The following is a 14852-nucleotide window of genomic DNA, read 5'->3' as shown; positions in this document are numbered from 1 at the left end:
AAGGCGACGCTGCGCTGGTAACTCAGGTGACGCTGCGCTGGTAACTCAGGTAACGCTGCGCTGGTAACTCAGTGACGCTGCGCTGGGTGACTCAGGCGATTTCGTTGAACCGCCGGAGCTGGAACGGCTCGATCAGGATCTCGTCCAATGTCGCGGCGCACTCCTTCAGATGCGGCGTCTCGAAATGCGCCGCGAGTGCCGCCTCGTCGACCCACTCCTCGAGCAGCACAACGCGGCTCGGATCGCTCGGGTGCAGGTACAGCTCGTAGGCCAGACAACCTGCTTCGGCGAGCGTCGGGGCGACCATATCCTCCAGCGTTTCGCGCAGTTCGGTCTCGCGACCGGGCTTGGCGGTGAACCGGACATTGAGTGTCAGTGTGGACACCGATGACTCCTTCCTGTGCTACGAGGTCATTCCCGGCCGACCGAGGTGAAAGACATATCCGCGTACCGGTCTCCGGCCACCTTGTCGGCGATCGGGTCCAGCGTGGCCAATTCGTCGGCGGTGAGCGGAATGGTCGCGGCGGCAACGTTATCGGCGAGCCGGGTGCGGCTGCGGGTGCCCGGAATCGGGACCACCGTCAGACCCTGCACACCCGCCTGGGCATGCACCCAGGCCAATGCCACCTGGGCAAGGGAGATGCCGCGGGCATCCGCGATGGCGCGCAGCGGGGCGAGCAGTTCGACATTGTGTGCCGCGTTATCGCCCGAGTAGCGCGGCTGGAAGTGCCTGAAGTCCTTGGCATCCGCCAATTCGCCGGCCGCGGCGAATGATCCGGTGAGGAATCCGCGACCGAGCGGCGAGTAGGGCACGAACGTGACACCGAGTTCGGCGGCGGCGGGTACCGCGCTGCGCTCGACATCCCTGGAGAACAGCGACCATTCGGACTGCACGGCCGCGATCGGATGCACCGCATGGGCCGCGCGCAGTTCGTTGCCGGTCACCTCGGACAGACCGAGCGCGCGGACCTTGCCCTGCGCGACGAGTTCCGCCATCGCGCCGACCGATTCCTCGATCGGGACCGCCGGATCGCGGCGGTGCATGTAATACAGGTCGATGGTGTCGACGCCGAGGCGGCGCAGGCTGGCATCGACCGCGCCGCGGATGTATTCGGGGGAGTTGTCGATGCCGCGATAGGTGGGGTCGTCGGCCTTGCGGACGATGGCGAATTTGGTGGCGAGCACCACCCGGTCGCGGTTGGCTCGCACGAAATCGCTGAGGAATTCCTCGTTGTGGCCCGAGCCGTAGATATCGGCCGTGTCGAACAGGGTGACGCCGAGTTCCAGTGCACGATCCAGGGTCGCCCGCGATTCGGTCAGGTCCGAGGGACCGTAGAAATCGCTGATTCCCATGCAGCCCAGGCCTTGTGCACCCACCTGGATGCCGCTGGCGCCGAGTGCCTTGGCGGGAAGTGTCATATCTTGATCCCTTCGCATGCTTGGGTGAGCGCGGCCGGTTTGACGGCGGAGGTCTTGCCCTCGTACAGGTCGATCTTGTAATCCAGTACGGCCACGGTCTGACGGAGTTCATCGATCTTGGCGAGCACTTCGGCGCGGGTATTGCGGAACATCTGCAGCCGCTCGGGAACGGTGGATTCGCCCTCCCGCACCAATTCGGCATAGCGGACCATGTCCGCCACCGACATCCCGGTGGTGCGCAGCCTGCCGATCAACGCCAACCACTCCAGATCACGATTGCTGAACCGCCGCTTCCCGGCGTGATCGCGCCCGATGTAGTTCATCAGCCCGATCCGCTCGTACCAGCGCAGCGTGTCGCGACTCAACCCGGACCGATCGGCCGCCTCGCCGATCGAATACTGCGGCTTCTCCCGATCGCCATCGACGGCCTGCTGGTCACTGACAACCTGACTTACGGCTCCACCCACTGCACTCGCCCTTCTCGATGAACACCGACGACGTTAATAACCTGGAGCGCACTCCAAGCAAGCCCCAATTCTGCCGAATTTCGGAATCGGTTGCCGCTGGTTGGGTAGCTGGGGCTGGTCAGTCGCGCTTGGGCAGCTCCTGCACGGCCCACTTGTTGCCGTCGGGATCGGCGAAGAAGGTGAACAGGCCCCAGCCCATGTCCTTCACCGGTGATGCCGGCACACCGGCCGCGACCAAGTGCTGGTACGCATCCTCGGCGCTCGCGACCACCATCTGCATACCCTCGACGCTGCCCGGTGCGGCATCGGTGATGCCCTGACCGATGCAGATGGAACAGCCGGAGCCGGGTGGGGTCAGCTGCACGAAGCGCAGGCTGTCGTTGACGCGGTGGTCGTGGTCGGCATTGAAGCCGATCTTGGTGTAGAAGTCCTTGGCGCGGTCCACGTCGGTCACCGGAATGGCGACGAGTTCGATTTTCCAATCCATCGGCTGATTATTTCGAGTGACCTGCAAGCAGTCACTAGCGGAGGCATCCCACCGAGGCGCCGGCGAGAACGCGGTTTCGCACCTACCCTGGTGACATGCCAGGTAAGGACATCGACCGGATCAGGGCCCGCTCGGCTTGGGCCACGGTCAAGGAAAGCCCGGTGATCACCGCCATCGCGGTGGCACCGTTCGTACTGGCGCTCGGCGTCGTGTGGTGGCTGCTCGGCGGGTTCGCCGCGTTCCTGCTGCTCGTCATCCTGGGCGTCGTGGTGGTCGTCGGCGGCAGACTGCTGCACTGACGCCCGCGGTCAGCGCGGGATGTGGAAGCGCACCAATTCCCCGGTGCCCTCATCCACCTGCGCCCACGGCCGGTCGAACTCGAGCACCGCGAGTGCGGAGGTGGGGAACTTCCTGCTGAGCTCGATCGCCGGATCGGAATCCCGATTGCTCGCCAACTCCCATGCCGTCCACGGCATTCCGGGCGCATGCCCGATCACCAGCAGCGTCGCGACATCGTCATCGCTGAGCTGGATCAACTCGATGAGCGTGCGCGGCGACGCCTCGTAGATGCCCGCCTCGTAGACCACCGGCGCGGTCACGCCGGTGGCGGCCAGTGTTTCGCGCGTGCGCGTCGCGGTCGAACAGCGCACCGCGTCGATCGGTGGCTGGGTATCGCGCAACCACTGCCCGGCCAGGCCCGCCTCACGCTGACCACGCGGCGCGAGCGGGCGCTCGTGATCGGAGATACCGTCGGGGTAGGCCGATTTTCCGTGCCGCATGAGGATCAGAGTCCGCACCATGCAGATACCGTAAGGCCTCCGGAAGAGAGGCCTCGACCACACTCGAGGCAAACTGAAAGCGGCATCACATCGCGGCGCCCAATGGGGCACCCTCCGCAGGCTCCGCGACGGTGACGCTCCCGCCCACTTCTAACCCCCTTGGGTGGCTACAGCCCACGTACATTTTCGAGGATCTGCACAATATGGCCTACGTAATCACGCAGCGTTGTTGCAACGACGCCAGCTGCGTCACTGAGTGCCCGGTCGATTGCATTCGTCCCACCCCGGACCAGCCGGAATTCGCGACGACCGAGATGCTCTACATCGACCCCGACACCTGTATCGACTGCGGTGCCTGCGTCGACGCGTGCCCGGTGGAGGCCATCTTCTCCGAGGATGATCTGATCGCGTCGCTGGCCAGGTTCCGTGACATCAACGCCGCCTACTTCCAACGGCATCCGCTCGAATCGAACTTCGATCCGATCGTCACGCCCGCGCGTCCGCCCAAGGAACTCGGCACGCTGCGCGTCGCCATCGTCGGCGCGGGTCCCGCGGCCTGCTACGCCGCCGACGAGCTGTTGCGTCGCTGCGATGTCGAGGTCGAGATGTTCGATCGGCTGCCCACCCCGTGGGGTCTGGTGCGCGCGGGCGTCGCCCCCGACCACCCGGGCACCAAGACGGTCTCGGGCCTGTTCGAGTCGGCATTCCGCCGCGAGACGCTGCAGTACTACCTCAATGTGGAGGTCGGTACCCACATCACGCACGAGGAACTGCTGGCCCACCACCACGCGGTCCTCTACGCGGTGGGCGCATCCTCCGACCGGCGTTTGGGCGTGCCGGGCGAGGATCTGCCGGGCAGCCATTCGGCGACCGAGTTCGTCGCCTGGTACAACGGCCACCCCGACTTCGCGGACCACAAGTTCGACCTGTCGGCCGAGCGCGCGGTGATCGTCGGCAATGGCAATGTCGCCCTCGATGTCGCCCGCGTGCTGACGGTGGATCCGGACGAACTCGCCAAGACCGATATCGCCGACTATGCCCTGGATGCGCTGCGCGGCAGCAATATCCGCGAGGTGGTCGTGCTCGGCAGGCGCGGTCCGCTGCAGGCGGCCTATACCTCGCCGGAGTTCCTGGCGCTCGCGCATCTGAAGGGCGTCGATATCGTCGTCGACGAGGCCGACCTGGCTCTCGACCCGGCCAGCCAGGCGCTGCTGGACGATCCGGAGGTCGAGCCGTCGCTGCAGCTCAAGTACACCCTGGCCAAGGAATACGCGGCGGGCCGCCGCGATCCGGCCAATAGGCGGATCGTCTTCCGCTACCTGACCTCGCCGACCGCGTTGCACGGCGTCGATCACGTCGAATCGGTGGAATTCGCGCACAACGAATTGGTCAGCGAGAACGGCCAATTGGTTGCGCGCACGACCGATCGCACCGAAACCCTGGACACCGGACTGGTCTTGCGCTCCATCGGCTACAAGGGCCAACCCATCAAGGATCTGCCGTTCGACGAGCGTCGCGCGGTCGTTCCCAATGAGCACGGCCGTGTGCTTGGCGAGGACGGCGTCCCGCTGCCCGGCGTCTACGTGAGCGGCTGGATCAAGCGTGGTCCGCGCGGTGTCATCGGCTCCAACCGCATCGACTCCGAGGAGACCGTCGAGCTGCTGATCGCAGACTTCACCGCGGGCAAACTCGGTGTGCCGCAGGCGGATCGGGCCGCGCTCAAGGCGCTGCTCGCAGAGCGGCAGGCCGACCTGGTCGACCGTGAGGGGTGGAAGGCGATCGATACGGCGGAGAAGTCCGCGGGCAAGGCGGCGGGGCGTCCGCGGGTCAAGTTCACCACGCGTGAGGATCTGCTCAAGGCCGCACGCGGCTGATAGGCGACCGGCTCCGTTCCCAGTGAACGGAGCCGGTTTCTTATAGGGGCATGATGCGCACGACCGTGGTGGTCGTGCCGCCGACCACGAACCACAACCGCAGCACCGGCCGGCCCGAGCGGTCGCCGGGTTCGTAGCGGCTGCGCACGGTGACGTGCTGACGGGCCAGCACCGGCGCCACGTATTCGATCACCGCGCGATGCGGACCCGCGACGAGCTTGGGGTATTCGACCAGGAACTGCTCCACCGCCTGCCAGTAACAGGCGTTGTTGACATGGTTGTACTGGTCGATATCGGTGGCCCGCACCGGGAACGGCATATCGGTATCCGATTCCGGGGGTGTGGCGTCGGTGAGATAGGGCCGCCAGCGCAGGCGGTGCTCATTGGTGGTCTGTGCCAGGTAGGCCAGGCCTTCGTCGCTGATCCGCGCTGGCATGTTGTTGGATTCGCTGATATTGATCCAGAAGCCCTCGGTCTCGATCAATCCGCCGTTCGCGCTGGTGACCCGGACCCGCATATTCGTCCACCGGGTGGACATGCTCGAACACCACCGCAACAGCTGCACCTTGTCGGGCCACAGAATCGGCCGGATGACATCGATGACGGTACGGCGGACGATCCAGGTCGGATCGGTCGTATGCAGATTCGTCTGCTGCAGCTGCTCCCAGGCAATATCCTGCAGATAACGTGCGACGGCGTCGAACCGCAAGCGGTTGTACGGATCTACATCGCCAGCCCGGATGGGCCACGCCGACGCAAACCCCATGCCCTCCTGGGGAAGCGGGGCGAGTGGCTGATCGAGTGACACTGGTGCTCCTCGCGCTGCACGGTGTGCCGCGTTCTCTTACGCTGCTGTTCTGAAACGACTTTACGGGGCGTACGTCACACCCTCGCGTCGAGCCGCCTCTACTCACTGTCGGTCCCGCCGAGCCTGAGCGCTCCGCCACGGGCGACGTCCGGCGATCGCGCCGGTACTATCTCCGGGGAGGACCGAGGGGAGGGTCGGGGTTGAAACCACTGGGGCCGCATGATCCGAGCATGGCGGGTCGCCACCGCTTGATCGCCGTAATCGGGCAGGGTGCGATGGGGCGGGTGCTGCTCGGCCGATCGCCGGACGGACGGCTCGTCGCGGTCAAGATGATCCACCGCCACCTCGCCCAGAACCCCGAATTCCGCGCTCGCTTCCGCCTAGAGGTCCAGGCATCACAGCGCGTCACCGGCGCATATACGGCCGCGGTCATGGATGCCGACCCCGACGCCGCCGAACCATGGCTGGCCTCGGTATTCGTACCGGGACCTTCGCTACGCGCCGCTGTCGACGAATTCGGTCCGATGCCGTTGGGTGGACTCCGGCTGCTCACCGCTGGACTGGCAGCCGCGCTCATGGAGATCCATCGCGCGGGAATGGTGCACCGCGACCTCAAACCCGGCAATGTACTGCTCGCAGAGGATGGGCCGCGGGTCATCGACTTCGGTATCGCCCGGGCGCTGGAGGGGGATATCCAGCTCACCACTACTGGCTCGTTGATCGGATCACCGGCATATATGTCGCCGGAGCAGGCGGAAGGTCGCCAGCTCACCACAGCCAGCGATATTTTCTCGGTCGGTGCGATGCTGGTGCTCGCCGCGACTGGGGACAGTCCGTTCCTCGGTGCGTCGACACCACAAACGCTGTACAACGTGGTGCATAACCGGGCCGACACGAATCGGGTGCCCGCGGCTTTGCGGCGGGTGGTTGATGCGTGCCTGGAAAAGAACCCTGCTCATCGGCCGACTCCGGCCCAACTGCTCGATTCGGTTGACGCGGTGACTGCCCGATCGGGATGGCCCAGCGGAGTGCATCAAGAGATAGTGCGGGGTCGTGCCGACGCCGAAATGTGGGCGACTTCGGACGGCCGCGGGCCCGGTCCCGAAAAGCGAAGGGGCACAGCACGATGGGCGGCGGCCGCCGCGGCGGTGACACTACTGGCGGCGGGTGGGACTACGGCGTTTTACCTCACACGCGGCGAAACCACCCCCGATCCACTGGCGAACAAAACCCTAGAGCTGAGTGACAACCAACTGCGGCTGGTTGATTCCTGCAAGCTGCTCGGTGCCGATGTGGTCGGTGGGCTGGGACAACCCGTGAAACAGGAACTGTCGAATTCCTCGGTCTGTGCAACGAAATTCGTGACCAGTGACGGCAAACAGTCCACAATGACCGTCGGTGTCGGAGTATCGGTGGCCGCCCCCGGCTACCGGTCAACCGGCGAATCAATCACGGGTAAACCGATTCTCGACACGACCACCGCGGCGCGGTCCTGCGGTAGGGCAGCTCTGCTGCGATCGCAGCCCGAGCTCGGCCTAGAGTTGAAGATCACTGAATCCGACGCTACTGCTTGTTCTTTGGCAACAGGCGCGTTGAGAGCCGTTGTTACACGCTTGATCACCGATCCACCGAATACGAATCCGCCGAAGCAGTCTGTTGTGCGAATGGATCCGTGTGCCTCAGTCGACTCCGGCATCATCCAAAAGATCTTGGGACAGAGCGTCGCACCGAGCGCCGTAGACGTGCACACCTGCACCTGGTCGGGCAACCCGTACCTGATCACCGTGCAGGTCGCCGAGGGGAAACGGGTCGATACCGACCCGGAGTACCGCAGTTTCGACGTCAACGGCGGCAAGCTCGGCGGCCTGCGCTCAGCCCGCCGGATCGACGCCGACGGCACCTGTACGACCTCGCATCTGGTGCGCCCGACCATCGAAGATCGAGGGGAGCTGATCGCCGTGACCGTCCGTCCATCGGCCGGCGATGGCGCTGATCCGGCGTGCGCGGCGACCGAATCCGTACTCATTGGTGTTCGCGAACGATTGGACAAGTCCTGATGGTGAGCCGTTTGGAACCCGGCGACCCCGTTCGCGTCGGCCGGTATCGACTGCTCGGGCAACTCGGTGCCGGTGGCATGGGCCGGGTATTGCTCGGCATCGGCCCCGACGGCCGTCTTGTCGCCATCAAACAGGTACACGCGCACTTGGCGACCGAGGATGACTTCCTGCCGCGCTTCCGCCGCGAGGTGCAGACCTCCGCGCGAGTGTCCGGAGCCTTCACCGCCGCGGTCATCGACTTCAACGTCGACTCCGAAAATCCCTGGCTCGCATCCGTTTTCGTGCCTGGTGTGCCACTCGACAAAGCTGTGCACGACTTCGGTCCGCTCTCGATGGACCAGCTGCGAACCCTCGCTGTCGGCCTTGCGACCGCCCTGCACGCGATCCACGGTGTCGGACTCATCCACCGAGACCTCAAGCCCGCCAACGTGATCCTGGCCGAGGACGGGCCCCGTGTCATCGACTTCGGGATCGCCCGAGCCACTGAGGAGCGTTCGGAACTGACGCACACCGGCTCGATAATCGGCTCGCCCGCCTTCATGTCACCCGAGCAGGCACAATCCGAACCGCTCACCCCCGCCAGCGATGTGTTCTCCTTCGGCGCGGTACTGGCAATGGCGGCCGCGGGCAAGAGCCCGTTCGCCGGATCATCGCTGCCGCACACGCTGTATAACATCGTGCATACCCAGCCCGACCTGAGCGAACTCCCGCCAGAGCTGCGGCAACTGGTCGAGCCGTGCCTGCGCAAGGAAGCGCCCGCCCGCCCGACGCTCGCCCAGATCCTCGACTTCCTCGGACCGCTTCCGCCACGAGCACACCCGTGGTCCGCCGCGATCCACAACGCGGTTCACGAGCAGAGCGCCGAACTATCGGCGCTGCTCGCCGATCCCGAGGCCACCCAGATCGTCGGAGCCGACGACACAACCTCTCCCGGACCGCGCGGCCCGAGCTTCGACGAAAAGCTGCGACAGCTGGAGGCGGCATCCCGATCCGATCCGCCGAAACGTAAGCGGGCGTTGGTCGCCGCCTTGGCCGGCGTGGTGATCCTGGTCGGTGCGGCGGTCACCGGTACGGTCGCGTTCACCGGCGGTGACCCGACGCCTGATGTGTCTAATCCCCTTGCCGGATTCAACCTGACCAAACTGCGGTCGATCGATGTGTGTGCCGCGATGCGGGACCCGCTCGTCGGATCGTTGGGCGACTGGTCGCGGAAGCCGACGGCCGAGCAATGGTCGACCTGCGCCGCTGAGGCCGACGGGTATCGGTTCGAGGTCGGTATCGACAAGCTCAACGGCTATCGCGACAACGGTGGCCGTGCGGCAGCGGTTCCGGTGCTGCAGGATGTGACAACCAAAGACAACGGTTGTGGTCGAGCGCTGATGCCCGCGGTTACGGATCCCCAATTCGGCATTACAGTCCGCATCAAAGGTGATCAGCCGGAATCCAAGTTGTGTGAGGTCGCCGATTCCGCAGTTGGGCGACTGGCGGAACGGATGCGGAACGGGCCACCGCTGCTTGCTGATATCCGCAAGTCGCTCGCTCGGCTCGATCCGTGCTCGCTGGTGGCACCGGTCGACATCAAATTTCAAGTGGGACCCAAGGTTCCGGGCACGCTGGAGCAGGTGCACTCCTGCAAGTGGTTTGGAACCAATGCGCTCACGGTGCGGCTCGAGCGCGCCAAGGACTTCGTAGACCCGCCCAGGTCGTTACCGTTCGAAGGTAGCGGCGGACGTGTCATATATGTCGGCGAGGACGAGTTGACGGCGTCCACGTGCGTACGGCGATTCAAGTACCGGCCACTCGAATCCGACTACGTCGAGGTGGTGACGGTACAGGCGGACAATTCATCGGGTACGCATCCAGAAGGTAAGTGCCTTGCTGCGCAGCAGGTTTTGGACAATATCATCAAGGATCTCCCGGGGGTGGGCTAGATGACCGAGTTGCGGGGTCGGTTGGTCTGCGGAGTCATTTTCGCGGCAGTCTGCGTGCTCGCCGGATGTTCGTCAACAGTGCACGGAGCCGGAGAAGCCGCCGAAGTCGACGTACGGACGTTCGATACGGGTCGATTTCCGACAACTGGGCCAAAGCTGTCGAGCGCACTGGACTATCGGGACTATGTCGGGCTCGAGGCGGCTCGGATGGCCGATGCTGTGCGGAATCCACACGAAGTCGATGCCAAGTACGCGTTGGGTGCGACCGCGAGCGCGCACACCGACCCGGGGTCCGTCGCCCGATATCTGTATGACTCGACCATTCCTGTGCTGCGGAAGTATGGCATGGTGGTGGGCTTTTCGTCCGCAGCAGCGGATACGGAGGTTCCGCCCGAGAAGGCACTGTACGAAATCTCCGGGCAGCAGCGCGAGGGCTTGACGGTCACGGTGACTCGATTCCCGGACGAGTCGACGGCCAAGGCGGCTGCCGTCGAGTTGGACGCTGTCGATCTTGCGGTCAATCCCGAGAACGTCGCCGTCAAACTGCCGAAATACCCACAGGCTGCGGCGCACTGGCGTCCGTCGCTTCCCACGCTCGGCAGCACCACTGCCCACGGTATCTTCGTCGTCAGCGTCTACGCCGTGACCCGGAATCCGGATTTGAATGTCCTGATCGCAATAACGCAGAAGTATCTCGACGCCGAAATGTCGGCTCTGGACGCCTTCTCCCCGACACCGACGCGCGAGATCACCACCCTGCAACAGGATTCGGATCGAATGCTGACCCGCACCATATACGACAATGGGAAGGTCGGCCGACCGGACGGCAACAGCAACGTTGTGTACACGACCCGGGGATACCTCAATTATGTTCTGGACCAGGCGGGTCGGTCACGTGCATTGGGGAATGCGGGAGTTGATCGCGTCGCCGTGGGACAGTTGGCCTACCTGTTCCGTGCTCGTGACGAGCTCGCGGCGAAACAATGGGTGAAGGAGTCTGCTGAGTTGGGCGAACCGGCGGACCGCCGCGACGTCGATCCGCCGGCAGAAGTGCCGGACGCGGTGTGCATCGAAGATCGCTTTACCACCGCGGCAACCAGATTCCGCTGTTTCGTGTCCTACAGACGATATGGCGCTCTAATCCTTGGAACACGATTGTGGGAGACCCAGCAGCGGGCAGCTGCTCAGTACGCGCTCCTGGCGAACACTCAGGGATAGCGGTGTCGACAGGGGATCGTTGATCAGTATCCCCTGTAGGCTCCACCGCTGTGGACGGCGGCCACACCTGGGACGTTCGAAAGTGAGCCATATGTGGCGATGGCATACCGGGTTCCGGCGATGATGTTGTCAACCGGATCGGTGATGTTGTCGTGGCCGGGCGCTTTGTATGCGTTGAAGGTGGGTTCGATCGTCTGCATCAAGCCGATAGACGGGTGACCGGCTGCCGCATTGCTGTCCCAACCGTTAACGATCGATGGGTTGCCGCCGGACTCGTGCTGGATGATCAGGGCGATGGCTTCCTCATCGATATCCTCGGGCTTGTAACCCATCTCGATCAGTTTCTCTTTGGCTTTCTTGATCCATTCGGCGACATCGCCGGTCGGCATCGATCCGGTGGCGTTATAGGTGCCTCCCGACGTGGTGCCACCGGAATACAGCGAACTCGACGGAGATCCGGATCCGCTGCTGTTGTGACTACTCGTCGTATGACTGGGTTTGCTCGTGTTGGAATTCGTGGATGTCGTAGTGGAGGTTGGTGTCGTGCTGGTGTTCTGGGGCTGCGACGCAACGGCATTCGGGTCGCCGAGGCCGTCGTAGGCGGTTTGGAGTTTCTCGACGGCCTTCTCCACCTGTTTTCTCGCTCGTTCGGCCGCAGCTTCCGCCTCCGCCAGCGCGCGGACGATCTCCGACTGCCAGTACGCGGCGTCCCGGGTGGCCTGATCGGTGAGTCGGTTGGCTTCGGACTCATTCAGATTCGCCTTGTACCAAGCGATTCGGTCATTGGCATCGACGGTGCCGTCCGCAGCGACATGGAAGCCCGGTTCTGTCTTCGAGCCCGGGGCCGGGCAGGTCGGGTTGGTGGCCAGATCGCGCAGTGATAGCACTTTCTGCTTGGTCTCGTTCAGGTTGCCCACCTCGGCGCTGAAGGCCGTCTGGAGATCGTGCACCGCTTGGCTGACCGCGGAAGCGCGGGTCTTTTCGGTCTCCATGCGGGTGTTTGCCGCTGCCGCTGCGGCGCCGGACCATGTCTTGTCGGTCCCTAGCTTTGCGGTGTCTTCGGTGCCCTTGCGGATCGCGGTATCCAGATCCGTCGAGATCTTGGCCGCGTTGTTCGCGGCGGTGGTGAGGTGGTCGGGCTCCCACTTGGCTACATCGTCGAGGGTGAGGGTCATGGCAGTTGCAGGCCGATCGTCTTCAGGTTGTTCGCGAAGTCGGTCTCGGCGACTTCGAAGGCTCCCGCCGCGTTGTGCGTGAGTGAGGCGATTTTCTCTAGGCGCTCGCCGATTCGCGTGAGGCTGCGGTTGACGGCGTCGGTGGCCGGTTGCACTGCGGTGCCGAATTGGGTGCCGGGCAGGGCATCGAGGGCGGCGTTGAAGCCGTCACCGGCGTTGAGCTTTTTGACCCCACCGGCCTCGTCGCCCAGACTCTTGGCGAAGGTCTGTAGTGCGCCCGCGTCGACCCGCAACGTCCCCGCGTCCATCTTCTCTACCACGAAAGAACTCCCCCTTCGTCCCCACCTCAGGTCGCGGTCAGCATAGCAAAAACGGGTGGTCTGGACAGGGGGCTGCGGGGCGCGGTTAGGTTGGTCAGGGCGTCGGTGACGATGTGAGTGTCGCCGAGTGGACAGGAGAGGTCGGCATATGCGCGCAGCCCAGGTCAGCAAGCTGGAGGGGCCGGAAGCGGTCGAGGTCGTCGAGATCGCGGAACCCGCGGCCTATCCGGGGGGTGTGGTCATCGACGTGCACGCGGCCGGGGTGGCGTTTCCCGATGTGCTGATGACGCGGGGCCTGTACCAGATGAAGCCGGAGTTGCCGTTCGTCGTCGGCGGTGAGGTGGCCGGGATCGTGCGCGAGGCGCCTGCGGACGCGCACGTCGAGGCGGGCGATCGGGTGGTCGCGCTGACCCTGCTCGGCAATGCCATGGCCGAGGTCGCGGTCGCGCCCGCGCAGATGGTTTTCCGCTTGCCGGACAACGTATCTCTGGAAGCCGGGGCCGGAATCCTGTTCAACGATCTGACCGTGCACTTCTGCCTGCGCAACCGCGGCAGGCTGGCCGAGGGGGAGACCGTGCTGGTGCACGGCGCCGCGGGCGGCATCGGCACCTCGACGCTGCGCATGGCGGCGGCGCTGGGTGCGGGCCGGGTCATCGCGGTGGTGAGCACCGAGGCGAAGGCCGAAGTCGCGCGCGCCAACGGTGCCACCGATGTGGTGCTGACCGACGGCTGGCTCGCCGCCGTCAAGGAACTCACCGGTGGTCGCGGTGTGGACATCGTGTTGGATCCGGTCGGCGGCGACCGGTTCACCGACAGCATCCGCAGCCTTGCCTCGGCCGGTCGGCTGCTGGTCGTCGGCTTCACCGCGGGCGAAATCCCCACGGTCAAGGTGAACCGGCTGCTGCTGAAGAACGTCGAGGTCACCGGCGCGGCCTGGGGCGAATGGGTAATGACCCACCCCGGCTACCTGGCCGAGCAGTGGGCCGAGGTCGAACCCCTACTGGCCTCTGGCAAGATCGCCCCACCCCAGCCCGTGCTCTACCCGCTGGAGCGCGCCGCCGAGGCCGTCGCCTCCCTCGACAACCGCACCGCCACCGGCAAGGTCGTCGTCACCCTGCGCTGACCATGGGGCGTCGCGCACGAATCCGGCGACTATTCGATGCGCGGCGCGACAGCACGTGCGCGGCGGTACGGTGAGCTGATCATGGAGTTGGCCAACCGGGTATTGAATCGGACGTTGTTGGCGCGGCAGCATTTGCTGGAGCGGTCGGCGTTGAGCGTGGGCGAGATGTGTGAGCATCTGGTGGGCCTGCAGGCGCAGGATTCGCCGCCGCCGTTCGTCGGGTTGTGGAGTCGCATTGTGGATTTCGATCCGGCGACGGTTTCGGCGGGGCTGGAGGATCGGTCGCTGGTGCGGATCACGTTGATGCGCGGCACGATTCACATGGTGACGCCGCCGGATGCGTTGCGTATCGCGCCGCATATTCAGCCCGAGCTCGAAAAGATCCCCTTCCGAAAGGGTTTCAACTACGGCGCGATGGTCGGGTTGGATCCGGACGAGGTGCGCGCGCACGGTGAGGCGGCGCTCGGCGATGAGCCGATGTCGGCGGTCGATCTGCGCGCCAAGGCCGCCGCGGTCTATCCGGATCGCGATGCCGGTGCGGTGCTGCAGACCTGGCTGTACCAGCTGCCCGTGCTGCAGACCCCGCCGCGCGGCAAGTGGAAGGACAACAGCAGGCCGGTGTGGTCCCGCGTCGAGCCCTGGCTGGGTGCACCGCTGGATCCGAGCTATCCATTGGCGGAGTTGGTCTTTCGCTATCTGCGCGCCTTCGGCCCGGCCAGCACCATGGATATGCAGACCTGGTCGAAGCTGACCGGTATGAAGGCCGCCGTCGAAAAACTCGGCGACCGCGTGCGCACCTATACCGATGAACGCGGCCGCACCCTCTACGACGTCGCCGACGGTGAACTCGCCGATCCCGATCTGCCCGCCCCCGCCCGCCTGCTCGGCTGGTACGACAATGCGATTCTCTCGCACCAGGATCGAACCAGAATCGTCCCCGACGGCACGGCCCCGCCACTGCGCGCCTTCGCCGCGGCGGTGTCCCCGGTCCTGGTCGACGGCTTCCTCGGCGGGTTCTACAAGATCTTCATCGATAGGGGCGTCGCCCGCCTGCGCATCACCCCGATCCGCAAGTGGTCGGCAGCCGAACGCGAAGAGGTCGATGCCGAAGCCCACGCACTGGTCGGATTCCTGGAGGTCGATAAGCCCTCGCGCGTGGAAATCCTCGACGTGGACGCCGATCTGCGTCCCTGA

Annotated in this window: 15 protein-coding genes; 7 read left to right on the top strand and 8 right to left on the bottom strand. The window is 65.0% G+C overall.

The window, feature by feature from the left end; translation table 11 throughout:
- Positions 1-91 precede the first annotated feature (91 nt).
- The 4 genes from ACHQ4I_RS16830 to ACHQ4I_RS16815 all read right to left on the bottom strand — a co-directional run bounded on the left by ACHQ4I_RS16830 (position 92) and on the right by ACHQ4I_RS16815 (position 2373).
- On the bottom strand, positions 92-385 hold the full coding sequence (locus ACHQ4I_RS16830; protein ID WP_420772640.1) for a putative quinol monooxygenase: 294 nt from the start codon (positions 383-385) through the stop codon (positions 92-94).
- A gap of 26 nt (positions 386-411) precedes the next feature.
- A complete protein-coding gene (locus tag ACHQ4I_RS16825) occupies positions 412-1419 on the bottom strand; it encodes an aldo/keto reductase (RefSeq protein ID WP_420772639.1) in 1008 nt (335 codons plus the stop codon).
- Complete coding sequence (locus tag ACHQ4I_RS16820; RefSeq protein ID WP_420772638.1) at positions 1416-1886, bottom strand: MerR family transcriptional regulator; 471 nt, start codon at positions 1884-1886, stop codon at positions 1416-1418. The genes ACHQ4I_RS16825 and ACHQ4I_RS16820 overlap by 4 nt, the downstream gene beginning before the upstream one ends.
- Positions 1887-2004: 118 nt before the next feature.
- Positions 2005-2373, bottom strand: coding sequence for a VOC family protein (locus ACHQ4I_RS16815; RefSeq protein ID WP_420772637.1), 369 nt, complete (start codon positions 2371-2373; stop codon positions 2005-2007).
- A 95-nt stretch (positions 2374-2468) separates the two neighbouring features.
- Here ACHQ4I_RS16815 and ACHQ4I_RS16810 point away from each other — a divergent pair, with 95 nt between their 5' ends.
- Positions 2469-2672 (top strand): hypothetical protein, encoded by a 204-nt coding sequence (locus tag ACHQ4I_RS16810; protein ID WP_420772636.1) that lies wholly within the window; start codon positions 2469-2471, stop codon positions 2670-2672.
- Positions 2673-2681: 9 nt separating this feature from the next.
- Here ACHQ4I_RS16810 and ACHQ4I_RS16805 read toward each other — a convergent pair whose 3' ends face one another.
- Entirely contained in the window at positions 2682-3173 is a 492-nt protein-coding gene (locus ACHQ4I_RS16805) for a SixA phosphatase family protein (RefSeq protein ID WP_420772635.1), read from the bottom strand.
- Positions 3174-3355: 182 nt separating this feature from the next.
- Between ACHQ4I_RS16805 and ACHQ4I_RS16800 the strand changes: the two genes are divergently transcribed.
- Positions 3356-5026 (top strand): FAD-dependent oxidoreductase, encoded by a 1671-nt coding sequence (locus ACHQ4I_RS16800; protein WP_420772634.1) that lies wholly within the window; start codon positions 3356-3358, stop codon positions 5024-5026.
- A gap of 40 nt (positions 5027-5066) precedes the next feature.
- Here the strand turns inward: ACHQ4I_RS16800 and ACHQ4I_RS16795 are convergent, their stop codons facing one another.
- Positions 5067-5834, bottom strand: a complete 768-nt coding sequence (locus ACHQ4I_RS16795) for an acyl-[acyl-carrier-protein] thioesterase (RefSeq protein WP_420772633.1) — start codon at positions 5832-5834, stop codon at positions 5067-5069.
- Between the two features lie 230 nt (positions 5835-6064).
- On the opposite strand from ACHQ4I_RS16795, the gene ACHQ4I_RS16790 reads away from it, so the two are divergent.
- The 3 genes from ACHQ4I_RS16790 to ACHQ4I_RS16780 are packed head-to-tail and all read left to right on the top strand — an operon-like array spanning position 6065 to position 11040.
- Entirely contained in the window at positions 6065-7891 is a 1827-nt protein-coding gene (locus ACHQ4I_RS16790; RefSeq protein ID WP_420772632.1) for a serine/threonine-protein kinase, read from the top strand.
- Positions 7891-9822: a serine/threonine-protein kinase gene (locus ACHQ4I_RS16785; protein WP_420772631.1), complete on the top strand. Its 1932-nt coding sequence runs from the start codon at positions 7891-7893 to the stop codon at positions 9820-9822. Before ACHQ4I_RS16790 ends, ACHQ4I_RS16785 begins: the two co-directional genes overlap by 1 nt.
- Complete coding sequence (locus ACHQ4I_RS16780) at positions 9823-11040, top strand: DUF7373 family lipoprotein (RefSeq protein ID WP_420772630.1); 1218 nt, start codon at positions 9823-9825, stop codon at positions 11038-11040.
- A gap of 23 nt (positions 11041-11063) precedes the next feature.
- On the opposite strand, the gene ACHQ4I_RS16775 is transcribed toward ACHQ4I_RS16780, so the two are convergent.
- Together ACHQ4I_RS16775 and ACHQ4I_RS16770 are read right to left on the bottom strand one after the other, a co-directional pair.
- Positions 11064-12215, bottom strand: a complete 1152-nt coding sequence (locus tag ACHQ4I_RS16775) for a transglycosylase SLT domain-containing protein (RefSeq protein ID WP_420772629.1) — start codon at positions 12213-12215, stop codon at positions 11064-11066.
- On the bottom strand, positions 12212-12535 hold the full coding sequence (locus ACHQ4I_RS16770) for an ESX-1 secretion-associated protein (protein WP_420772628.1): 324 nt from the start codon (positions 12533-12535) through the stop codon (positions 12212-12214). Before ACHQ4I_RS16770 ends, ACHQ4I_RS16775 begins: the two co-directional genes overlap by 4 nt.
- Positions 12536-12683: 148 nt before the next feature.
- Here ACHQ4I_RS16770 and ACHQ4I_RS16765 point away from each other — a divergent pair, with 148 nt between their 5' ends.
- Both ACHQ4I_RS16765 and ACHQ4I_RS16760 read left to right on the top strand, forming a co-directional pair.
- Complete coding sequence (locus ACHQ4I_RS16765) at positions 12684-13658, top strand: NADPH:quinone oxidoreductase family protein (protein WP_420772627.1); 975 nt, start codon at positions 12684-12686, stop codon at positions 13656-13658.
- A gap of 81 nt (positions 13659-13739) precedes the next feature.
- Positions 13740-14852 (top strand): winged helix DNA-binding domain-containing protein, encoded by a 1113-nt coding sequence (locus tag ACHQ4I_RS16760; protein WP_420772626.1) that lies wholly within the window; start codon positions 13740-13742, stop codon positions 14850-14852.

The organism is Nocardia nepalensis (assembly GCF_048910785.1).
In the GTDB taxonomy this organism is placed as follows: domain Bacteria; phylum Actinomycetota; class Actinomycetes; order Mycobacteriales; family Mycobacteriaceae; genus Nocardia; species Nocardia nepalensis.
The sequence above is the reverse complement of the archived record's forward strand: the minus strand, read 5'-3'. Positions and strand labels throughout refer to the sequence as shown.

Bases quoted from the DNA above. Each gene is read 5' to 3' on its own strand.
- ACHQ4I_RS16825 (WP_420772639.1), bottom strand. From the start codon at position 1,419: ATGACACTTCCCGCCAAGGCACTCGGCGCCAGCGGCATCCAGGTGGGT.
- ACHQ4I_RS16815 (WP_420772637.1), bottom strand. From the start codon at position 2,373: ATGGATTGGAAAATCGAACTCGTCGCCATTCCGGTGACCGACGTGGAC.
- ACHQ4I_RS16810 (WP_420772636.1), top strand. From the start codon at position 2,469: ATGCCAGGTAAGGACATCGACCGGATCAGGGCCCGCTCGGCTTGGGCC.
- ACHQ4I_RS16805 (WP_420772635.1), bottom strand. From the start codon at position 3,173: ATGGTGCGGACTCTGATCCTCATGCGGCACGGAAAATCGGCCTACCCC.
- ACHQ4I_RS16800 (WP_420772634.1), top strand. From the start codon at position 3,356: ATGGCCTACGTAATCACGCAGCGTTGTTGCAACGACGCCAGCTGCGTC.
- ACHQ4I_RS16790 (WP_420772632.1), top strand. From the start codon at position 6,065: ATGGCGGGTCGCCACCGCTTGATCGCCGTAATCGGGCAGGGTGCGATG.
- ACHQ4I_RS16785 (WP_420772631.1), top strand. From the start codon at position 7,891: ATGGTGAGCCGTTTGGAACCCGGCGACCCCGTTCGCGTCGGCCGGTAT.
- ACHQ4I_RS16780 (WP_420772630.1), top strand. From the start codon at position 9,823: ATGACCGAGTTGCGGGGTCGGTTGGTCTGCGGAGTCATTTTCGCGGCA.
- ACHQ4I_RS16775 (WP_420772629.1), bottom strand. From the start codon at position 12,215: ATGACCCTCACCCTCGACGATGTAGCCAAGTGGGAGCCCGACCACCTC.
- ACHQ4I_RS16765 (WP_420772627.1), top strand. From the start codon at position 12,684: ATGCGCGCAGCCCAGGTCAGCAAGCTGGAGGGGCCGGAAGCGGTCGAG.
- ACHQ4I_RS16760 (WP_420772626.1), top strand. From the start codon at position 13,740: ATGGAGTTGGCCAACCGGGTATTGAATCGGACGTTGTTGGCGCGGCAG.